The sequence below is a fragment of the Enterococcus sp. AZ103 genome, assembly GCF_051714685.1.
Lineage (GTDB): Bacteria > Bacillota > Bacilli > Lactobacillales > Enterococcaceae > Enterococcus_A > Enterococcus_A alishanensis.
Genome location: NZ_JBIOSI010000001.1, coordinates 2,859,008 through 2,880,654, shown reverse-complemented (window position 1 = coordinate 2,880,654; position 21,647 = coordinate 2,859,008). Strand labels below are relative to the sequence as shown.

The following is a 21,647-nucleotide window of genomic DNA, read 5'->3' as shown; positions in this document are numbered from 1 at the left end:
ATGAATAGATTTCAAAAAATTATCAATCGAATGACGCCAAGGTTTATCAGGCAATCAGTAATAAAAAACTATCAGACAAATAGTAATTTCAAACAATGGTTTGGGAAAACTTTTTTCGGTATCGAAAACTCCACACTGGAAACAAACGAAAATATCTTTTCAGTAGTGTCACGTTTAGCAAATACAGTTTCCAGTTTGCCGTTTAAGAAATACTTGAGCTATGAACAACAATTTGATGAATCGATGGACAAGCTGATGTATTGGCCAAATAACAATCAGACATTAGATCAAATATTCAATGTAATGGAAGTAAGTAGAAATACTAATGGGAATGGATATGCCTTGATTTTCAGAGATATTCGCGGTTTGTTTGAACAACTAGTTCCTTTTAATCCTAATTATGTGGAACCAGTACTTGAAGAGACAACAAACGAGCTTTGGTACCGGGTAAGTAATAATGGTAAAACCTATTTTTTTCATAACTCAGATATGATTCATGTAAGACACATTGCTGGCAATGGTAACTGGAAAGGTATAAGTCCGATAGCTGTATTAAAAAATTCGAATGATTTTGATAAAGCGGTTCGAACATTTTCGTTAAAAGAGATGGAGTCAATTAGAGATTCGTTTATTTTGAAATATGATACAAGCGTTGACGATGAAAAAAAACAAGCCATTGTTGATAATTTTAAAATGTTCTATGAGGAGAATGGTGGGATTCTTATTCAAGAACCAGGAGTTACGATTGAGGAAATGAAACGTAACTTTGTGGCTACCGATATGAAAATTACAGAAGGAATTACCAGAGATCGGATTGCTAACGTTTATAACGTGCCCAGTATTTTCTTGAACTCTGATAGCAGTAGTTTTTCATCCAATGAACAACTGATGCAGCTTTTCGTAAACATGACTTTAACGCCTATTGTTAAGCAGTATGAACGCGAATTCAATAAGAAAATACTTCTTAAAAACGAGCGTGTAAAAGGATACTATTTTAAGTTCAATTTAATGGGTTTGTTGAGAGGTGATTCAGACGCTCGACAGAAATTTTATCATGGTGGTATTCGTGATGGTTGGATGGTACCAGACGAAGCAAGAATGCTTGAAGAGATGCCGCCTCGTGGTGGTAAAGCTTCCGAGTTATGGATTTCAGGAGATATGTATCCACAGGATATGGACCCTTCTTTAAGAAAATCAAATAATAGCAGTAATCAAAACGTAGTCAAAAAAGACTAGGTCTTTTTATTTTGCCTTGAAAGGAGGGTTGAGATGAAAAAATTTTGGGAAGTAAAACAATCGGCAAATAATTCAGAAGCCGAGATTTATATTTTTGGAGAAATTGTTTCCAGTAAATGGGACGATACGGACACAACAGCAGCAAGTTTCCAAAAAGATTTAAGAACCCTTGGAGAAATTAGTCAAATTAATCTGCACATCAATTCTCCAGGAGGATCAGTATTTGAAGGAATCGCAATCGGTAATATGTTGAAACAACACAAAGCGCATGTCACTGCTTATGTGGACGCTCTAGCTGCTTCTATTGCAAGTGTAATTGTTTCTAGTTGTGATGAGGTAGTCATGCCTGAAAATAGCATGATGATGATTCATAATCCTTGGACTATATCCATGGGAAACGCCAAAGAGTTAAGAAAGCAAGCTGATGATTTAGACAAAATTTCTGAGTCTTCAGTAGTGACTTATCTGGCAAAAGCAGGAGAAAAACTGACTGAGGAAAAAATCAAGGAAATCATGGATGAAGAAACTTGGTTAACGGCTGAGGAAGCATTCAATCTTGGTCTATGCGACACAGTAACGAGCGCTAATCAGATCGCTGCTTCAGTAAGTGAAAAACTTTTCAGTGCCTATCAAAAAGTACCGAATGATTTTTTACAAGTAAAACAAGAAGTGCCTGATGAACAACGAGAACTAATTATACAAAATGCAAAACGGAGCAATGCCCTAATGGGCAATATTTTAGGAGGACTATAGATGAAAACAATTTTTGAATTAAAACAGGATATGGCTACTTTAGGCCAACAAATCCAAAAACAAAATGAAACGATTATGCAAAAAGCTACTGATCCAGCAACTTCAGCAGAAGAGTTGGTTCAAATGCAAAAGGGAAAAGAAGATTTACAACAACGATTTGATATCGTTAAGGCTCAACATGATCAAATGGAGATGGAACAAAAGGCTAACTTATCAAAAGGCCAATTTACATCTTCCGAAGATCCTAAGCAAAAAGTCATCGATGCAAAAGCAGAATTAATTCGTAAAACTATTGCAAAAGAAAGTGTTTCAAAAGACGTACTGCAGGTATTAGGAGACGACGATACTTCTAAGGGTGGTAAATTTTTACCAAAAACTGTTGCTACAGGGATTATTTCTGAACCAACAGTGAAGAATCCTTTACGTGAGGTGTCAACAATCACTAGTATTCCAAATCTTGAGATTCCTAAAGTAACATTCACTTTAGATGATGATGATTTTATTGCTGACATGCAGACAGCAAAAGAATTAGAAGCCAAAGGAGATAATGTTGTATTTACTCGTCACAAATTCAAAGTATTCACAGGTATTTCCGAAACAATTCTTTCAGGAACAAATACGAATTTAGTATCTACTGTAGAAATGAATCTGCAATCTGGTGTGGCTGCTAAAGAACGTAAAGTCGCTTTTGCTGAGACTCCGAAAACTGGTGAAGAGCATATGAGCTTCTATGATAAAACAGTGGTTAATATTAAAGAAGTTACTGGAGACGATCTTTACAAAGCAATTAAATCAGCTATCGCAGATTTGCATGAGGACTACCGTGAAAATGCAAAAATTATGATGAAATATGCCGATTACTTGAACATTATTGAAACTTTAGCAAACGGAAATGCTACTTTATACACTGCACAGCCGGAACAAATTTTAGGAAAACCAGTAATCTTTACTGATGCTGCAGTTACACCAGTCGTAGGTGATTTTTATTACTCTCACTTCAACTACGATATTGGTGCAACTTATGAACAAGATAAAGATGTCAAAACAGGTATTAATTTATTCGTAGTGACAGCTTGGTTCGATCACCAAATTAAGCTAGCATCTGCTTTCCGTTTAGCAAAAAAAGCGTAGCCCCAACATCAGTAACAGGGGTTACGTTAAATAAAACGTCAACTTCTATTGCGGTGGGGGCGAACGAAACATTAGTAGCTACGGTAACTCCGGGAGATGCAGCGAATAAAAATATTTCATTCAGCTCTAGCGATACTTCAGTTGCAACAGTTACGCCGAAAGCAGGGAAGGTAACAGGAGTTTCTCCAGGTACAGCAACTATTACTGTCACAACTGAGGATGCCGGTAAAACATCGAATTGTGACGTAACAGTTTCGTAAAGGAGTGTGTAATTCATGCTTGACCCTAACAAAGATTTAGAAGAGTTGAAATCGGCTTTAAAAATCGAGTATGCAGATGATGATACAGAAGTTAAGAGAGCTTGTTCTGCCGCAATTGCATATATCAAGGGGGCTATTGGTAGAGATAAGCCCTCTTTTTACACTCAAGACAACGAAATCGATGAGATGTTGAATATAGCAGTTATTATGTTAGCAGATCATTACTACAAAGCACGATCAGCAACTATTGAGTCAACTACTGCTAATGGTTCGCTGCGGGAATACGATTTAGGATTCACTTCTATCCTGCTGCAATTGAAATCAGAGTATCTCGTTTATAAAGAGGTGGGTCTGAATGGCAGTTAGTAGAACAGGCAAACTAAATAAACGGTTAACGTTTGAAAAGAAAAATGGTTATACAGTCGGAGTAAACGGACAACAGGTTCCCAAATGGGAGTCTGTTTTTTCTTGTTGGTTTGCAAATAAGCAAAAATTTTTAAAAGAACTCAAAAATGAAATTGGGACAGTTTTTGAAAATACTCGGACAATAATTATTCGGCAAAAACAAAAGCAAGAAGTTCAAAGTGATTGGCGGGTAGTAATTAATAACCAGCATTTTGAAATCATGGAAGTGAATCCGGATGTTGAAAATGATGATTTTCAAGTATTGATCATAAAGAAGGTGGATTAAATGAGTGTAGAAGTAGATTGGGGAGACCTGGAGAAGAACATTTCTAAAACTATTGCTGATGTTGATGGAAAAATCAGACGAAAAGCCGGAAAAACCGCAGGCCATATTCTAGGAGAACGTTTAGAAGCAAATACTCCAGTTGATAGTCATGGATTAGAAATAGCAACAACTGTGGGTCCTGTTCAAGAAAACGGAGATGTTTTAGTAGGTTATGGACGTGGTGCATATTGGCGAGCTCATTTTGTCAATATGGGGACTGAACACCAATCTGGGCAACACTTTATTGAAAAGACTGTAGAGACTGAAGTACAAGAAGTGATGAAGGAATATATGAACGAATTAAAATCGGGGTTAGGGATATGAATCCAGTCGTAAAATTAACAGGCGAAGTCCTACCGAATATATTTCCTACAGCAAACATCTTTGCTTATCGAGTCCAGGATGATTATGAAAAATTATCAAAATTACCAATTATTAAAGTAGAAAACGTCAATGAATCCAACATAGGCTATGGCTCAAATCGATATTCCAGCAGGAATTATCTGATTCAAGTCATGGCCTTTTTGGATATCCAAAAACAAGATATCGAACAGTTTAATGATCTACTAGATAGAGGAGTCGAGGAGTATGGATTCTTTCTTCAATACGCCGACAATCGTCCACATGAAGAATTTAAACATGTTCAGGTTATTACTAGACAATATAGTTATACGAAATTAAAAGTTTAAGAAAGAAGGAAAAGAAATGACATTAGTAGGATTTAAACAAGCGACTATTCAAATTTTAGATGAAGATTTAAAACCGGTTGTCGATAAAAAATTTGTAGTTAAAGGTGAAACTAATAAAGGGGCAACAAGTGGATTTGAAATTACTGGATTATCTCCTGAAGCAGTAAAAGTTTATGGATCAAATGCACCTTATTATGTCTCACAACAAGGTACTGGAGAAGTGGAAGCGACCTTTAGTGCTCTAGATTTACCTAGTAAAATTGAACATGAAGTTTTAGGAAGAACATCGGGAACTAATGGCGTTTTTCATGTAGGAGAAAAAACAGTCGCTCCTTATTGTGCGATTTTATTTGAATCTGCAGATTTACGTGGTCAAAAAATTGGAACGGGCTTATATGCAGGGAAATTTAGTAGAGATGCAGTTTCTGCGGAAACATTAAATGGAGACTCATACGAACCAGAAGCCGATGAGTATAAATTTACTCCTATTGCGAAAGTGATTGATAGTGAAAATCAAACTGTTGGATTTGCTGATAGTGATTCTTCATTTGTGGCACTAGAAACAGAATTATTTGGAACAACAACAGAAGGAGGAAATGGTTAGTCGCAATGACTAACCATTTTTTAGGAGGGTTTTTATGTTAGAGCTGAAACAAAATGGAGATATTAAAGTTACTGTAACAATTAACAATAAAAAGAAAGTTTTTTTACAAGATAAAGTGCCTATAAAAAAAGCACTAGCATATACAAGTGGTGAAGCAGCACTATTTGAAAAGGCTTTTAAAGAAGGGAGAACTGGAGCAACAGAAAGCGAACTGCTTGATTATAGGTTACAGTTTCTGGCAGATTTATTTGAGGATGATCAAATTACAAAAGAAATCTTGCTGGATGAACTAGACACACTGGAAATCCCTAAACTTTTTGAAATCATAAATTATCGTGTTTTAGGTAATGAAAAGAAAGAAGAAGAGATTAGTACGAACGACCCAAAAGAATAATTTCTTGGTCAGAGGTCCATGAGTCACAATTAAATTTGATTAGAAATATTATCAATCAATTTCCTAACTGGACTATAAACGATGTCTTAGAAACTGATGTAACTTACCTTTACCAAGTAATATTTAGTAAATTTGAAAGTCAAAAGCAAAAGAAACAAGTAGTTCCGATGCACGAATATTTTGATCAAATACGATAGAAAGGAGGTAAATAATGGTTCAAAACGGGAAACCCCTAGGACAAATGGTAATAAAGTTGGGTCTTGATTCTTCAGCCTTTTCTGATTCGTTAACCGGTGCTCAAAGAGCAACAAAAACTGCAGTAAGAGAAATGCAAGCAGGGTTTAAAGTTGCCAGTGGTGGTCAAACTACATTAAATTCTTTAGCGGCCAAACAACAAGGCTTAACCAAAGTTATCCAGGCACAGGAGAAGGAACTAGGGTATTTAAAAACAGCATATGATAACACTCTAGATGCCCAAGGGAATGCTACTTCGAAAACTGCTGCTGCAGCTCAAAAATACAATGATGCTCAGGCTAAGTTGTCAGGGTATAAACAAGAGATGATTGCTACAGCAGGATCAATGGCAGAAATGGAAGTTAAAACTCAAGGGTTAACAGGCCAAATAAATCAAGCAAGTGAAAAATTTGCTTCAGCTGGAAAAACGATGCAAAGTATTGGTAGCTCTATGACAAAAGGGGTTACGATACCGATTGCTGCAGGGGCAGCGGCTGTGACTAAAGCTGCAGTATCATGGGAAAGTGATTTTGCAGGAGTAAAGAAAACAAATGATGAAGTTGTCGATTCTACAGGAAAAGTGGTTTATTCTTATAAGGATTTAGAGAATGGTCTTCGTGATTTAGCAACAAAACTTCCGGCGAGTCATAGAGAAATTGCGAATGTAGCAGAAGCAGCAGGTCAGTTGGGAATAAAAACTGAAAATATAAAAAGTTTTACTAAAACTATGATCGATTTAGGCGAGTCAACGAATATGTCTGCTGAAACTGCAGCAACATCGTTGGCTCGTTTTGCTAATATTACAGGAATGTCACAAAAAGATTTTGATAGACTAGGCTCAGTTATTGTTGATTTAGGAAACAACTTTGCGACTACAGAATCGGAAATTACTGAGATGGGTCTTCGGTTAGCTGGTGCTGGTAAACAAGTAGGGATGTCTCAAGGGGAAATTTTAGGATTGTCTACAGCACTATCGTCAGTTGGTATTGAAGCGGAAGCCGGTGGTTCTGCCTTTTCTAAAGTAATGATTCAAATGCAGTTAGCTGTTGAAACAGGTAATAGCGCCTTTGGAGAATTACAAAGTAAAGCAAGTGACGCAGGCATTTCCATGGACCAATTAACTAATGCCGTCCGGAATGGTGGCAAGGAACAAAAAGAAGTTGCTGAAAAAATGGGGCTAACTTCTAAAGAATTGAAAAAAATGTATGATACAGCAGACAAAGCTGAAACATCATTAGACAGTTTCGCAAGAGTAGCTGGCTTAACTTCCGAAGAATTTGCAAAGTTATTTAAGGAAAACCCAAGTAAAGCAATACAAGAATTTATTGTTGGCCTAAAAGACTCTGAAAAACATGGAACTTCAGCCATTAAAGTACTCGATGATATGGGTATAACAGAAGTTAGACTGAGAGATTCCTTGCTCCGCGCTGCTAATGCCAGTGGTATTTTTGGCGATGCTATTAAAATGGGAAATAAAGCTTGGAAAGAAAATACAGCTTTAACCGAAGAAGCAAACAAGCGTTATGAAACGACAGAATCCAAATTGAAAATGCTGAAGAATGAAGCCGTTAATGCTGCGATAGATATGGGTGGTCCCTTTGTTGACGCTTTAAGATCAGCTTTAGAAGCTGGAAAACCTTTAATTAAAACACTAGGTGATTTAGCAAAACAGTTCAATGAAGCTGATCCTAAAACGCAACAAATGATTGTTAGACTTTTAGCTTTCACTGCAGCAGCAGGTCCAATGCTATCAATTACTGGGAAAATGACTTCTGGTATAGGTGGATTAGGTAAAAGTTTTATTGATCTTTCTGCAAGTATGGCTAAGAAAAAAGCAATTACTGAATTGACCAAAGAGTTAGCTTCTGGCGCTGTTAAAGTAGATACACTATCTGTAGCTTTAGGTGGCGGAGCAAGTAAAATGAGCGTTTTTGGATCAGCAGCTTCAACCGCCGCAGGTACGTCAGGGATTGGTGCTATGACTGCTGCACTTGGTCCATTAGGTCCGGCAATTTTGGGAATTGCAGGGGTTGGTGGTGCATTGGCAATAGGATATGGTGCATGGAAACTTTTTGGTGAAGAAGCTTGGAATTCCAGTCAGCGTGTAAAACAATGGGGAAGCGATGTAGGAGCTGAAACAGATAAGACCTTAGATAAGGTACAAACAAAAACGCAAGCTGCAAGCGGACAATTTACTCTAATGACCCAAGGCTTTAGTAATGATACTGGAACTATGATTACAAACTTTGAGCAAATTGGAAATACACTAGAAGAAAGTCTTATCAAGAAAATTGAAGGACTTGATAAACTTATTAAAGAATTGCCTGCTTCAGTTGATGATGCTACTTTACAAACACTGAATAATCAAAAATCAACTGCTGAGGATGCTCTTAAAACAATTCAAGAGAATACTGACAGAATATCTGAGATAAAAAAGAATGCTGCAGCGAATGATAGAGAAGTGTCTGTGTCTGAAGCAAAGGTTATTCAAGACTTATCTAGAAACACAACAGAAGCTTATGTTCAAACACTAGATGTCTCTGCAAAAGAGAAGAAAAAAATATTAGCGGCAATGACAGGTGATGTAGCAAAGGCTTCTGAAGATGAGGCTCAATTATGGTTGGAATCTTTAGGAAAACAAAGACGGACAGCTAAAGATGAAACTGAACAGCGAAGAAAAGACTTAGAAAATCAGTTGAAAGAAATGGGCTACAATTTAGAAGGTGAAATCGCACAGTCTTATTTAAAAGCTTGGGACAAAGCAAACGATGCAACAATAGAGGGCTTAGATTCGCAAATGGCCACGATTACCAATAAATACCCTGATTTATTAGATGTAGTCAATTTAGCTAATGGGGAATTGATTAGTAGCATGGGCGAGTCAGGTCTCGAGGCCATGAAATATAATGATCAAATTGTTGAGAGTGCTATTTCTACAGCGAATGAATTATCTGAAAATGCAAAGAAAAATGCAGATAAATTAAAATGGACAGCGAATGAATCCAGTAAAGCTGGAAAAAAAGCGGCACAAACATGGAATGATCTTGTTTTTGATGAAAAAACTGGTGAAGTAAAATCCAATGTTTCTGAGATAGTTATTGAAGCCACTAAAGACATAACAACCTGGAATAATATGAGATTGGTTATTCATGACGCAAATCTTGATTCCAACGCAAAACTGATTATTGGAGAAGCGGCGATAGCAAATGGTCACTGGGATGGTATGGCTTGGGAAGATAAAAAAGCAATACTGAAAGATGAATTTTCCCAAAATATGTACAAGGCTCTTGAAAGTTCAGGAGACTGGAATGAAATGACCTTTGATGAAAAGAAAGCCATTTTATATTCAAACACGCCAGAGACTATGGCTGAAACAATGCTCAGCTTAGGCAAATGGGATGAATATCAACCAGAGATTAAGGAATTAAAAGTAGATAATTATGAATTTCTGCAATCTATTAGTCAATCTGAGGAGAAAATAAAAAGTTGGTCAGCAATACCAGTTGAGACAAAAGAACTTTATGCAGATAACTTTGATCTCTTAGAGAAAATATATAGTTCAGAAACTTCCCTTAATCGTTGGAATAGTCTGCCAGATGACGAAAAAAAAATCTTGGCAGAAAATACTGATTTGCTTAGTAAATTAACCACCTCAGAAACAACATTAAACCGTTGGAATCAATTGCCAACTGATCAGAAAAAGATGTTAGCCGATAATACTGACTTGTCTAATAAAATATTTGCTTCTGAACAAAGCTATAATGCATGGGTCACACTACCAGATAATTTGAAAAAAATGATGGGGGATAACACTGATATTATTACAAAACTTAATGATGGAACGATCAAGTTAAGTGAGTATGATGCTAATAATCCATCTTTGAAAACTTTGTTAGGAGATTCCTACAATGTACAAACTGCTGCTAATCAAGGCGAGAATGCAATTAATAATTATAAGAATACAAATGCACCAGACAAGAATCTAAAAGGTGACTCATCTAACGTCCAAAACGCCTCAAATCAAGGTGGAAGCTCTTTGAGAACATATGATGGCATTAATCCACCTCCTAAAAACCTTAATGCTAATGATAACGCATCTGGGCCGGCTAGAAATGCAACTAATGAAGTCAATGAATTTTCAAAACAAAGAGATAAAGAGGTCACACTTACTACTAGAATTAAGCGCGTATTTGAGTCTATAGGCGAAGCTTTTGGATTCAAAAAGGGGACTAATTTTCACTCTGGTGGAGACATGATTGTAAATGATCAAAAGGGGGCTTTGTACAAAGAGTTAGTAGAGTTTCCAAATGGATCAAGAATCATACCAGAAGGTAGGAATGTCTATATTCCAAATGCTCCGAAAGGAACAAAAGTGTATCCTGCAGCAGAAACAAGACGCATGGTGCCGCATTACGCTGATGGGGTAGGTGTATCTAACGACTCAATTCTAATGAGCAATATGAGTAAATTACAGAATGGTAATAGCCTTAAAAATATCAGTTTTTCAAATGATAATCCGCAAATTTTAGCCATATTGAAAGATATTCAAAAGGGATTAACTAAGATGAATTCTGGAGTCAATATAACTATTGAACATGCAGACTTATCAAATAAGGACTTGATGGATTCAATGTCTAACTATTTGGCTACAACAGTTGAAAGACAACTGAGGGGGAGATTACAATAAATTTAACTAACTATCCTTATTTCCAATATAGAAATAGAAAATCAAACGAGTTTAATATGATCATATTAAACGACATGCAGTTTACTATTCCAGAAGCGTCGCTTGATTTTCAGAGCGACGTAATGGGGAGAAGTTCAGATATTATTCATGACAACGGAAAGTTTCTGGATTTCGAAAAAAAATTTCCTGTTCGGATGTTTAAGGAAGCAGATCGAACGATTGCAGCACAATTAAGAGATGTTGTGAAGTGGTTATATGTTGGACATGACTATTCCCCTTTAGCATTTAGCGAATACGCCGAATACTTTTATAAGGCAGTTTGTTATGCAACAGTGACCGCAGAAGATAAAAAACGAGAGTGGCTAGACATTGAATTTACATTCAAGTGTCAGCCTTTTATTTTTCGGCTAGATGGTGAAAGTGAAAGAGATATTCCTTCAGGTCAAAGAATAAATAATCCTGAGTTATTCCCAAGCCAACCGTTAATCACTTTTTATAAAACAACTGCCGCAAGTGACAGTAATATATACATTTCTAATGGTTCAACTAACAAGCAATTCAGAATTGCAAAAGAAGCTGGTATTGGAACAATTACACTGGATTGTGAAAATGGCATTGCTTATAAAGAGGGTGGCGTCAATGTATCAAAGTATTGTTTCTTAAATACTGATGGCTACAATCCTATTACATTGGAACCGGGATTTAGTACGTTTACTTTTTCAAACATCACTAATTTTAAAATTAAGCCTAGATGGAGGACGATTGCTGTATGAGTACACTTATTCTATTTGATAAAACGAATAATAATAGGTCATCTCTTGGCTTGGGTCCATTAACAGATGCTAAAAATCCAATAGTTGATAGAGAGCGAAATGGGATATATACGCTCTCTTTTCAATATCCTATAATTAGCCCTTTGTTTAAAGAGTTAAAGATAGGAAGATGGATAGTTGCTGATGCAGGACCAACAAAACGGGCAAAGAGTCAAAAATTTGAAATAGAAACCATTACAAAACCTATTGATGGAATTGTGACAGTATATTGTGAACATTATCGATATCAATTATTACGTACAGCAGTCAAGAAAGCAGCAACAGTTTCCAATGTACCTGCACAAGCTGCCTTGAATCACTTGAAGACAAGCATGTTGCCTCAAGGTGATTTTGATTTCTATAGTGATGTCACAACAAAATCAACTCTTGATTTATCAGACCCTTCGAAATTTAAAAATGCGCAAGAAGTTTTGGGTGGGGTACAGGGCTCTATCTTAGATAATTTTAGAGGAGAGTACGTTTTTAACAATACCCAAGTCCGATTATTAGCTTCCGCAGGTTTAGAAACCAATGTAATTATCGCCTATGGAAAAAATTTAACAGATATTACTCAAGAAGAGAATATTGCGAATACTTATACCTCAGTTTATGGATGGGCTAAAAATCAAGAAACAGAAGAAATAATGGTTCTTCCAGAGACTACCATTGATAGTGACTACGTTGGCAACTACACACAACGACGAGTTTTGATGGTTGATTTTAGTGAAGATGAACCAAAATCTGTAGATGCTTTAAGGAATCTAGTGAAAGCCTATATCAAGAATAATAATATAGGAATCCCTAAACTCTCTATCAAAACAAGCTTCGAAGATTTAGCAAGTTCTGTTTTAGCAGATGAGTTGAAGACAATTGAAACATTGGATCTCTGTGATACTGTAACTATTGCATTTAATGAATTAGGAATTAATACGACTGCAAAAATCATAAAAACTTCTTGGAATGTCGCACTTGATAAGTACGATTCAATTGAATTGGGAGAGGCCCAGACTGACTTTGGAAAAGTAATGGCTGACTCTGAAAAGAATACGAATCAAATAATAAATAAAGTCAATTGGCTAGAGAACGCACAAAAGGAAGCCAGCGATATTTTAAAAAATCCTGGTGTAGGTCATGTTGTGATTTATCCTTCTTTAGCGGATCCACAAGAAATACTAATTATGGACACTACGAATGTGAATACTGCAAAGAATGTATGGCGGTGGAATGCTGGTGGTTTAGGATTTAGTTCCACTGGCTACAATGGCACATATGGGCTTGCGATGACGAACAATGGGGCGATTGTTGCCGACAGAATGACCACTGGTATTCTGAGGGCAATTAATATTATCGGTGTAGCTATATCAGCAAGTGACATTACAGGGACAAACATTACTGGAGGGGTTATAAAAGGCGCGCAGTTTGTACAATCAGAAGGAGGGAAATCTTCGCCTCTTGGAATTAGGTATGGACAAATCAGTTTTTACAATTCTGAAAATGAGGCCTTAAATTCAAGTAATCCAGTAAGTGGCATGTATGGCAACAATATAAATACAGAGACATTACTCTTATTTGCGGGAGATACTTATCTTAGACTTTATGGACATGGAAAGAACAATATTGGCGGTAGTTTAGCGGTTATTAGGGAATTGTCTTGTGGAGAAAAACTAATTGTTTATGGCGGAGGATCAGGAAATGCTGAGTTCTATCGGTCAATTGACATGCATGGATGGTCCATATATAACCAATCAGATATCCGGTTGAAAAAAAATATCGAAGATACAGCAGTTGATGGCATTAGTGAAACAAAAAAGATCCGTATGGTCGATTTTGATTGGAGACAAGAGTATCTGTCGAAAAATGAGGTCAAGCAACCACCAAAAGATCGCCAATTTGGGATGATTGCTCAGTATTCGACTTTTTTAAGTGAGACAGGAGAATCTGATAATTACTTAAAAATTGACATGAATAAACAAGTTAATCTAAATACTCTTACTAATCAAGAGCTGATTGACATAGTTGAAAACCAAGAAGAACGGATTAAGAAAATTGAGCAGGCATTGAATATGAGCGAGGAGGTATAAAATGGCCAATAAGATATTAAATCTAGACTTATCTAAGGATCCAATTTGGCTACCATTTATATACGGGCGTGTGGGCGACGAGAAATTACAGACTATCACTGTGAATGTAACGAATAATGATCAACAGTTCTCACTAGCAGGATATACAGTCGCATTTGAAGGTGTGACAAATGGAGGGAAGACGAAAGTCTTTGACTCAGACAATGTAAAAGTAACTAATGCTTCTACAGGAACTTTTGAGTATACATTTCCTAGTGCTGCGTTCGGTACACCAGGAGTTTATGAACGGGCCTATTTTTCAATTGCTAAGTCTGGTGTAAGAAACTCTACAGGAGATTTTAAAATTGATGTTTCTAACAACGCAGATATAGATGCTGAGGAAGCACAAACAGTCATTACTGAATACAACAAACTTGTCACTGAATTAAACAAATTACAAAAAGAAAATATTAATGCTTTGACTAAGCAACAAACAGATTATATCGATTCGACAAATACAAAATTTATAAGTATTCAAAATCAGATTACGGACTTACAGACTCTCATTGGTAGTTATGAAACGTCTGTAAATTCAACAAAAACCACTGCTATTACAGAAATCAGCGCAGCACTAGAGCAATTTAAGAAAGGTGATTTTTATACTAAATCAGAATCGGATAGCAGATACCTAAGATATTCTGTAGATCAAGCAACTAATGCAGAAGCGATAGCCGGTACAACCGGCTTAAAATGGATGTCGCCAAGCACAACTAAAGTAGCTATAAGCAATCAAGCAACCACTCTAACTGGAAATCAAACAGTTGTGGGAACGAAGAATTTTCAAGATGGTCTTCAATTAGCGGGAAAAGTTGTTCAAGCGGGGATTGCTGAAAGGCCCATCACAGATTCAGATCGTAGTGACACAACCTATGTGACTGGCGTCAATGGTATCTTAACCAGAGTCGGAGATGTTGTGACTTTAGCTTTCAACTTTCAGTGTGGTAATTGGCCATCTGGAACAGAAACAAGATGGGTTATCAAAATACCAGCAGGTTATCAACGAAGTGGAACGACACCAGTCTTGCATCCCTTGACCTTATTAAGGAATGCGGCTCAACCAACCGATGCACGAGCTTATTTAGATGGGATAATAGTTAATGTGAAATCTGGAAATGGTAGTTCTTATGTTTCTGGAACTTGGGTTACAAAAGATCCTTGGCCAAGCTAATTAAAATAAAGGAGTGAATAAAATTGAAAACAATTTACAAAGTATTATACCCCATTGGTTTTGAAACTGTAGAGGTTGGAGACACTTATGAAGCACAGGTACCTTATACGGAAGTTGCACCTCTTGTTTTAAAAAATGAACAGTCACAATATTTCGATTTTCCATCTAGCAAATGGGAAGAAGCTACAACTCAGGATGTTTCAAAACAATTAAAACTATTGGAGAGTCTTTCTACAGGCATTCAAAAAGAAAATGCAGAATTGAAAGAAAAACAAATAAATTTAGATGCACAATTAACAGATGCACAGATTGCCATTGCAGAAGTTTTTGAGATAGTCGCTGGAGGTGAAACAGATGGCTAAAATCTATGCCAGTTTAATCCAGAAAGGGTTGAAAACAATTGAACAAGTACCAGATAAAATTAAAGACGAAGTTCAAGCTATCCTTGATTCAGAGATTGAAAATTAGGATGGCTTTTTTGATGCTTAGAAAAGAGGTGAACACCATGGCTGTAGTATACGCAACCTTAGTTATTAAAGGTAAACGAGTAATCGCTGAAGTACCTGAAAAAATTCGTGAACAAGTAAAAGGAATCTTAGTTGATATGGATCTGCCGGAGTTGGCTGAATAATTAACTTTTAAAAGGAGAAATGAAAAATATGAATAATGAAAATTTTGGAATCGCTTATGGCGGTGGCGTAGTTAAAAATAAAAAAGTGAGTAAAGGTGAATTGTTACCATTTGGTGCGGGTATTAAGGGCTGGGATAATGAACGGTCTCTTAATAATGATGTTTTTGATTTGTCTAGTGATTGGAAGAAAATCACTTTGAAACGTGATGCAATGCTGCAATTTGATGGTATGTTTTCTAACTCTATGGTTCGTAAAGACGGGACGTATTGTTACTTAAATTTAAAAGTAAATGGAAAATTCTTAGCAAGATTAGCTGGTTTAAGTGGGGACATTGGTTGGGAAAATGATATCTCCTTTACAAATCGTTTTTCTTTCGAAAAAGGTGATGTGATTGAGCTAGAAGCGGACACTAATTATACTAATGATTTCTATGCTTATGGAGTAAGTTTTATTCGCATTCAAGAACTGGGTAAAGAAAGCTGGTTCTGGGAATAAAATGATTCTGTTGAAAGTTGGTGAAGCATTTTGGAGTTAGAACGACAAGTCCAAGAACATGAAGAAAAATTGAAGCAACATGATAAAGAAATTGGCCGATTAAATGATGTTACTCTAGAACTTCAAAAAGCAACGAATGATAGTCTCATTCGCATAGAAGAAAACAATAAATTTCTTCGGGATCAGAACACGAGACAATCAGAACAAAATGGAGAAATTCTTCGAGAAATTATCAACAGGAATGGCATTGATGAAAAGAATAAGCATGAGTTGAAAATGTTGGATCGTTCAAATTTTTGGAAATTAGCATTAGGCATCGGTGGCTCAGCCGGTGTCATTTTTGCATTTGTATTAGAAATATTGAAGTTGATAGGAGGAAGATAAATGAAGATGAAAAACGAAACATATGACAAAGTGAAATGGCTTGTCATGATTTTCATGCCAGCCTTAACAGCATTAGTTGGCGGTTTAGGCAAAGCATATGGATGGGAAATGTCCGAACTAGCAGTAACCACGTTAAGCTTGGTTACTGCTTTTTTAGGAGCCATTACAATTAAAAGTTCTTCGAATTTTGAGAAGGAGGATAACTAATGATTGAAGCAGGTAAAAAAGTGACTTTGATAGGTGCTTTTAAAGTAAGAGAAAAGCAAGATGATTACATTATTTTTGACTCATTCGAAAAAGGTACAGTGGAGATGACCAATCAATACAATGATGTAGGTTATCAAGAATATGATGTCGATGGTAAAGAAAAAGACTTTGATGGATTTACCAAAGGAGATTTTTTCAGATTTAATGGTGAATTAGAAGTTGTCCGGAGTAACGAGCTATTTACTAAATTAAAAGTAATTGATGGAACCATTATTTCAGTACCTAATCACAAGATTGTGGAGGTGGAATAAATGACTCTTTTTTATTCTGGAATAGCTGGTAAGAGACCAGGAAAGGCTAAAGGATGGGTACTTCACAATGACGCCGGTAGTCAAGCAGCAACTTCAGCATACTATCGCGCATGGCTACCTACACATGATGCCTATTTAGGTTTTGCCCACGCATATACAGCGAGTGATGGTACGCATTTTGCTGAAGACTATGATTATATGGCGTATCATACTGCAAACTCCGAAGGGAATATGTGGTATTTAGGTATAGAGTTTTGCCAATCGATGGGTAACGAAAATACTTTCCGACAAAATGAACAAGATGGATTTAAGGTCGTAGCAAGATGGTTTATTGACGAAAATATGACACCGAACCGATCAACAGTAAAGCTACACAGAGAGTTTTCAGCAACTGCCTGCCCTCACCGTTCTTGGGCGTTACATGGTCAATCGACAAATGCAGTTAAAGATTACTATATTGCTCAGATTATTTTAGCGATGGCAGAGCTTAGAGGTATAACAGTAGAAAAAGAAGAACCTAAAAAACAGGAGGATGAAGATATGATTTACGCATTTGCAAATAGAAACGCAATTTTTTATGTACAAGGACCGAAAGTGAGCGTGTTACACAGCGAGGCTGATTGGAATGCCATGCAAGCAATCTACTCTCAAACACACGATGGAAAACAGATTAAAGTATTTGACTGGATGGACAATAATTCCACAGCCGATGCAGTTTTTCGGACTTTAGGATATTACGAAGACGAAGCATTCAGAAATTCAGTTACTGAAGGTATTGACAATATCAAAAAGAATCTAAAATAGATATCGTTGGCTAAATATTCAGAAAATTGATATATTTATGGTGTCATATAAAAAAGTAGCACTCTTAAAAAAATAGAGAGCAGCAGAATCAGATAACTTGGGGAAGTAGATCTGGGGGAATTCTGTTGCTCTCTATTTTTATTGTAACATATGTTCGCCATCTGAAAATAAAAAATACCGTCACCTCAAACGAGATGACGGATTAGTAAGAATATCAAGGAGAGGCCCGAACCTCTAACAAAACTTTACCAAATAATGTATACTAATACAAGCCGTACCCTTAGCTCAGTTGGTTATATTTAAATTTAGATACCCATTGTTTTTTTATATAAAACATGCCTATAATGGAATGGATAATTTGAATGTAATGGGGGATTAGAAGATGAGATTATTCATAGATGAGTCAGGGATTATTACGAAAAGTAAAAATAAAAAAAGACGTTTTTTTATCATAGCATTTTTAGAAACGGATGACCCATATAATGTAATTCGTCAGTTTAGGAGAGCTAAGAAAGAATACATAGGAATGAATAAATGCTGTACTTTTAATATAAAAGATGAGATTAAAGGTTCTGAAATGCCCTATGGTATGAAAAAAATGATTTTTAAACGGCTGTCAGATAAAACAGATGCGAAATTTCATTTCAAAATAATTGATAATTTTCATATCTCTAATAATTTAGTATCAAATACATCACTAGCATTTAATTATTTTCTTTATCTTTCAATACAAGAAATTAAAAAAATATCATCTACCAAAAAAACGAAGGAGCTTTTCTTGCAAATTGATGATAGAAATACAGCGATTGGTTCTTTGAATAGTTTACAAGAATATTTAAGTATTAAGTTTTTGTTTGAAACAGAAGAATTTGATGAAATAAAAACTTCGTATAAAGATTCGAAATCTAAAGATTTAATACAGGTTATAGATCTTTTTTCGAATACAATTTTTCGAATTGCAAAAAATCATGCAATAGGTTTGAATAATGATAAAAAAAATACTGAGTTGTTATCATGCTGCAATGTGGGATGTGCCCATTATTTCCCTTGGAATTCTTGTAAAATAGAAATTTGTAAATATTAAAATATTATTGCCAATTTTTTTTTAATATGCTACACTAAATTCGAAGCAAGATTATAATTCTTCGAAAAACGCGTAAGTGAATTATTAAGGTAATACACATTTTGTAAGCTGCCTGTGTGGTAGTCGTCTCGAAGTCGTCTGCTTCAATAAACTTAACTTTTCTAAAGACCCTAGCGAATGCTAAGGTCTTTTTTCTATTCACATTTATTCCTCATTTTGGTATGATTAAAAAGTTCTAATTGAACAAAGGAGGATTTTTGATGGACGAGTTATCAAACAAAGTAGTACCACAAGAAGTAAAAGGATGGAATTGGGGAGCATTTATGTACAATATTATGTGGGGGATAGGTAACAAAACTTATTTACCATTATTATGCCTAATACCACTATTTAATCTCGTATGGATCTTTATCTGTGGATTTAAAGGTAACGAATGGGCTTGGCAAAAAGGTGATTATAAAGATGTGGAAACATTTTTAGCGGTTCAAAAAACATGGAGCCGAGCAGGCTTGGTACAATTTATTATTGCAATTATTTTTATCGTACTATATTTTGTTTTTATCGCAGCAGCTTTGGCAACATTTGTAAATAATTACCCAGGATATTAATTAAAAGACCACTACTAATTTAGTGGTCTTTTTTCATCCATTAAAACACGCTCACGTTCAATGATTAGAGATTTGAGTTCATCAAGGTCTTCAAGAGTGGCTTTATTTTTTATGAATGACCTTGAACGTGAACGATCACTTAAATAAGAAGCATGTTTCTTATTTTTTTCTTGCCAACGTTTGTTGGCTTCAGTCTGACTATTTTTTTCTGTCATTGTTTTTCCTCCTAGAATCAAAAATGACATAAATAGCATCTACCATAACCATAAAAGAGCCATAGGATGGAGATACCCAGTCACCAATAATTAAAGCTACAGACACAACATTAAAAATTAGAAGCAACAATAAAATGATTTTCTTTTTCGTCATAATATGATAAATTTAAAATGAACAGGGGAGGAATCCTCCCCCAAAAGCTAGTCGTCTTTTTTGTTAAGGAGTTTCTTTAGTAGCGTGGTGGCTGTTAAGATTCCTACAACAATGTCGACTGCTTTTTTTAGTTCATCTAAATTCATCTGTTCACCTCCTCCTTAACTATATTTACATTATACTATGCATAGTATAATGTGTCAACACTTCTCAGCAAAAAAAGCCCGAAAAATCGGACTTTACAAACCTAAATCATCAGTTAATCTGTCTTTGTTTAATATTTTAAACCGTTTAACTATTATCTCATCATAGTCATCGTAAACATCATTAACCCCACCAATTGAAATGACATACTTATTATCATGTAAACATAAAAGTTTTGCGCCTAAAAATAAATCCCCAATAACACAATCAACAATAGAGCTTTCGGTAATCAATGTGAATCTTGTAAGACTCGTGCTAAATCTTATGTCTGTCATAATACCAACGTGTTTTATCATAAAAATACCCCACTGATATTATAATGTTTTGATAAAATTAATTCAAATAAGTTCATTTTATTACCATAAATCAATTATTTTAATCAAATTATCTGGATTTAATACAATTAATTGTCTAACTACTAATTGTTCCTTTACATTAAATAATCCTACAACTTCTGCTGTGTATTTATCATCTGGTAGCATCAGGATACGTTGACCTAATATTTCTTTAGCTGTAATACAGTTGAGACTCTTATCATCTGACTTCAAGGTAAACCTCACCAACAGCGGTTTATCTTGAAGCAGTCTAATCTTCGTCAACAATCCTGTAAACTTATCCATGCCATCACCTCGGAATTAGTATAACATAGCACCATATGTCTTTAAAAAATCAATATAAACTAGCTAAGTTCCTTACCAAAATCATATCCTTTATAGTTGTATCGGAAGATTGTGGAACCAGAAGGAGAGTTGTAGTCTTTTGGTTTCAATATTTGGACATCGAAACGGAAATATAAGTTTCTTCTCTTTTTATTTTTCTTAGCAGGAATCAAAAAATAATCTTTCTTACTATGGAATAAAGTCAATAATAAGCTGTCGTGAAAAGCAAAGAAGGGTATGGGTTCCATTATCACTGACATCAAGTCTATTTCTAATTGATCAGTTGATTTAAAATGATATGGGAATTCCGCTCTGACATGAATATTTTCGTTTTCAAATGGATATACCATATTAAGCACCTCAAAATTATCTAGATTTTAAATCAGCTTCAAGAATATAACTAAGCTTTAATTTGTTGTCAGATTGAACTATCTCTTTTGTGATATTGACTTCTTTTACTGACTTTCTTTTTGAAAGAATATTGATAATACTTATATCTATTTCATTTTGTGTAATAATATCGCTGTCTTTATAAAAGTCTCCGTATTCATCTCCCAAATACTTCCTAATGAAATCTTCCATCATATTAATCACCTCACCAACATTATACGAACGTATGTTTGTTTTTGTAAAGGGGAACAAATTATTAAAATGTATGATATCATATTTTTAAGGTGGGACAAGTGGATAATTTTAATAAGCAAATCAAGGATCTTAGAGAAGGAAAAATAGATAAAATCGAAGTTAAAAATGATTTGTTTTTCTTGTGGCGTGAAGAATGGATGAAGCAAGAGGATAAGAAGTTCTTTAAAGGCATAGCAGGCTTAAATGGCAATGTAGAATATGTGTATGACAAAACAGTAATTTAGTTAATAAAATAACTTATTTAACGGTTTGTCCGTGGGCAGAGGCGTGGGCACAACACAAATAAATACTAATAAACACTGTTAAATCAGTCTGTTAAAATGCTTTTGTATCAATGGGTATTGATGGGTGTGTTTATAAAATAACAAACTCGTAACGCGTAGGTCACAGGTTCGATTCCTGCAGCTGGCATAAAAAGACAAATTCA

The 21,647-nt window shown here is 35.4% G+C and carries 30 protein-coding genes; 25 read left to right on the top strand and 5 right to left on the bottom strand.

Annotated elements, in window-relative coordinates; genetic code table 11:
• The 24 genes from ID741_RS14425 (at window position 1) to ID741_RS14310 (ending at window position 19,343) form a co-directional block, all read left to right on the top strand.
• Window positions 1-1,236 carry a phage portal protein gene (locus ID741_RS14425; RefSeq protein WP_438720418.1) on the top strand — a complete coding sequence of 412 codons (1,236 nt, stop codon included), beginning with the start codon at window positions 1-3 and terminating at the stop codon, window positions 1,234-1,236.
• 33 nt (window positions 1,237-1,269) lie between these two features.
• The gene (locus ID741_RS14420) at window positions 1,270-1,989 is read left to right on the top strand and encodes a head maturation protease, ClpP-related (protein WP_438720417.1); all 720 of its coding nucleotides are present in this window, start codon (window positions 1,270-1,272) and stop codon (window positions 1,987-1,989) included.
• Entirely contained in the window at window positions 1,990-3,120 is a 1,131-nt protein-coding gene (locus tag ID741_RS14415; RefSeq protein WP_438720416.1) for a phage major capsid protein, read from the top strand.
• Window positions 3,090-3,380, top strand: a complete 291-nt coding sequence (locus ID741_RS14410) for an Ig-like domain-containing protein (RefSeq protein ID WP_438720476.1) — start codon at window positions 3,090-3,092, stop codon at window positions 3,378-3,380. The genes ID741_RS14415 and ID741_RS14410 overlap by 31 nt, the downstream gene beginning before the upstream one ends.
• A gap of 15 nt (window positions 3,381-3,395) precedes the next feature.
• On the top strand, window positions 3,396-3,746 hold the full coding sequence (locus ID741_RS14405; RefSeq protein ID WP_438720415.1) for a head-tail connector protein: 351 nt from the start codon (window positions 3,396-3,398) through the stop codon (window positions 3,744-3,746).
• Window positions 3,736-4,071, top strand: coding sequence for a phage head closure protein (locus ID741_RS14400; protein ID WP_438720414.1), 336 nt, complete (start codon window positions 3,736-3,738; stop codon window positions 4,069-4,071). Before ID741_RS14405 ends, ID741_RS14400 begins: the two co-directional genes overlap by 11 nt.
• A complete protein-coding gene (locus ID741_RS14395; protein WP_438720413.1) occupies window positions 4,072-4,434 on the top strand; it encodes an HK97-gp10 family putative phage morphogenesis protein in 363 nt (120 codons plus the stop codon). It begins immediately after the preceding gene.
• Complete coding sequence (locus tag ID741_RS14390) at window positions 4,431-4,799, top strand: hypothetical protein (protein ID WP_438720412.1); 369 nt, start codon at window positions 4,431-4,433, stop codon at window positions 4,797-4,799. Before ID741_RS14395 ends, ID741_RS14390 begins: the two co-directional genes overlap by 4 nt.
• A 16-nt stretch (window positions 4,800-4,815) precedes the next feature.
• The gene (locus ID741_RS14385) at window positions 4,816-5,403 is read left to right on the top strand and encodes a major tail protein (RefSeq protein ID WP_438720411.1); all 588 of its coding nucleotides are present in this window, start codon (window positions 4,816-4,818) and stop codon (window positions 5,401-5,403) included.
• A gap of 34 nt (window positions 5,404-5,437) precedes the next feature.
• Window positions 5,438-5,797 carry a phage tail assembly chaperone G gene (gene gpG, locus ID741_RS14380; protein ID WP_438720410.1) on the top strand — a complete coding sequence of 120 codons (360 nt, stop codon included), beginning with the start codon at window positions 5,438-5,440 and terminating at the stop codon, window positions 5,795-5,797.
• Between the two features lie 211 nt (window positions 5,798-6,008).
• Complete coding sequence (locus ID741_RS14375; RefSeq protein ID WP_438720409.1) at window positions 6,009-10,718, top strand: phage tail tape measure protein; 4,710 nt, start codon at window positions 6,009-6,011, stop codon at window positions 10,716-10,718.
• Window positions 10,719-10,774: 56 nt separating this feature from the next.
• A complete protein-coding gene (locus tag ID741_RS14370) occupies window positions 10,775-11,491 on the top strand; it encodes a phage tail protein (RefSeq protein WP_438720408.1) in 717 nt (238 codons plus the stop codon).
• Window positions 11,492-11,541: 50 nt separating this feature from the next.
• Window positions 11,542-13,611 (top strand): phage tail spike protein, encoded by a 2,070-nt coding sequence (locus ID741_RS14365; RefSeq protein ID WP_438720407.1) that lies wholly within the window; start codon window positions 11,542-11,544, stop codon window positions 13,609-13,611.
• 1 nt (window position 13,612) lies between these two features.
• Complete coding sequence (locus ID741_RS14360; RefSeq protein WP_438720406.1) at window positions 13,613-14,818, top strand: BppU family phage baseplate upper protein; 1,206 nt, start codon at window positions 13,613-13,615, stop codon at window positions 14,816-14,818.
• A 23-nt stretch (window positions 14,819-14,841) separates the two neighbouring features.
• Window positions 14,842-15,180, top strand: a complete 339-nt coding sequence (locus ID741_RS14355) for a hypothetical protein (protein WP_438720405.1) — start codon at window positions 14,842-14,844, stop codon at window positions 15,178-15,180.
• A complete protein-coding gene (locus ID741_RS14350; RefSeq protein WP_438719386.1) occupies window positions 15,173-15,286 on the top strand; it encodes a CD1375 family protein in 114 nt (37 codons plus the stop codon). Before ID741_RS14355 ends, ID741_RS14350 begins: the two co-directional genes overlap by 8 nt.
• Window positions 15,287-15,323: 37 nt before the next feature.
• Entirely contained in the window at window positions 15,324-15,449 is a 126-nt protein-coding gene (locus ID741_RS14345) for a CD1375 family protein (RefSeq protein WP_438720404.1), read from the top strand.
• Window positions 15,450-15,477: 28 nt separating this feature from the next.
• Complete coding sequence (locus ID741_RS14340) at window positions 15,478-15,945, top strand: hypothetical protein (protein WP_438720403.1); 468 nt, start codon at window positions 15,478-15,480, stop codon at window positions 15,943-15,945.
• A gap of 30 nt (window positions 15,946-15,975) precedes the next feature.
• Window positions 15,976-16,329: a hypothetical protein gene (locus tag ID741_RS14335; RefSeq protein ID WP_438719304.1), complete on the top strand. Its 354-nt coding sequence runs from the start codon at window positions 15,976-15,978 to the stop codon at window positions 16,327-16,329.
• Window positions 16,330-16,536, top strand: a complete 207-nt coding sequence (locus ID741_RS14330; RefSeq protein ID WP_438720402.1) for a phage holin — start codon at window positions 16,330-16,332, stop codon at window positions 16,534-16,536.
• Entirely contained in the window at window positions 16,536-16,847 is a 312-nt protein-coding gene (locus tag ID741_RS14325) for a hypothetical protein (protein WP_438720401.1), read from the top strand. Before ID741_RS14330 ends, ID741_RS14325 begins: the two co-directional genes overlap by 1 nt.
• Complete coding sequence (locus ID741_RS14320) at window positions 16,848-17,651, top strand: N-acetylmuramoyl-L-alanine amidase (RefSeq protein ID WP_438720400.1); 804 nt, start codon at window positions 16,848-16,850, stop codon at window positions 17,649-17,651.
• 382 nt (window positions 17,652-18,033) lie between these two features.
• On the top strand, window positions 18,034-18,735 hold the full coding sequence (locus tag ID741_RS14315; protein WP_438720399.1) for a DUF3800 domain-containing protein: 702 nt from the start codon (window positions 18,034-18,036) through the stop codon (window positions 18,733-18,735).
• Between the two features lie 260 nt (window positions 18,736-18,995).
• Complete coding sequence (locus ID741_RS14310; RefSeq protein WP_438720398.1) at window positions 18,996-19,343, top strand: ribonuclease G; 348 nt, start codon at window positions 18,996-18,998, stop codon at window positions 19,341-19,343.
• Window positions 19,344-19,357: 14 nt separating this feature from the next.
• Here ID741_RS14310 and ID741_RS14305 read toward each other — a convergent pair whose 3' ends face one another.
• The 5 genes from ID741_RS14305 to ID741_RS14285 all read right to left on the bottom strand — a co-directional run bounded on the left by ID741_RS14305 (window position 19,358) and on the right by ID741_RS14285 (window position 21,157).
• Window positions 19,358-19,558 (bottom strand): hypothetical protein, encoded by a 201-nt coding sequence (locus tag ID741_RS14305; RefSeq protein ID WP_438720397.1) that lies wholly within the window; start codon window positions 19,556-19,558, stop codon window positions 19,358-19,360.
• 393 nt (window positions 19,559-19,951) lie between these two features.
• Window positions 19,952-20,212, bottom strand: coding sequence for a hypothetical protein (locus ID741_RS14300; RefSeq protein WP_438720396.1), 261 nt, complete (start codon window positions 20,210-20,212; stop codon window positions 19,952-19,954).
• Window positions 20,213-20,272: 60 nt separating this feature from the next.
• Window positions 20,273-20,536, bottom strand: a complete 264-nt coding sequence (locus tag ID741_RS14295) for a hypothetical protein (protein ID WP_438720395.1) — start codon at window positions 20,534-20,536, stop codon at window positions 20,273-20,275.
• Window positions 20,537-20,595: 59 nt separating this feature from the next.
• Window positions 20,596-20,925 carry a DUF5960 family protein gene (locus ID741_RS14290; protein ID WP_218326063.1) on the bottom strand — a complete coding sequence of 110 codons (330 nt, stop codon included), beginning with the start codon at window positions 20,923-20,925 and terminating at the stop codon, window positions 20,596-20,598.
• A gap of 16 nt (window positions 20,926-20,941) precedes the next feature.
• A complete protein-coding gene (locus ID741_RS14285; protein WP_438720394.1) occupies window positions 20,942-21,157 on the bottom strand; it encodes a hypothetical protein in 216 nt (71 codons plus the stop codon).
• A gap of 101 nt (window positions 21,158-21,258) precedes the next feature.
• Here ID741_RS14285 and ID741_RS14280 point away from each other — a divergent pair, with 101 nt between their 5' ends.
• The gene (locus ID741_RS14280; RefSeq protein WP_438720393.1) at window positions 21,259-21,444 is read left to right on the top strand and encodes a hypothetical protein; all 186 of its coding nucleotides are present in this window, start codon (window positions 21,259-21,261) and stop codon (window positions 21,442-21,444) included.
• Window positions 21,445-21,647: the final 203 nt, after the last annotated feature.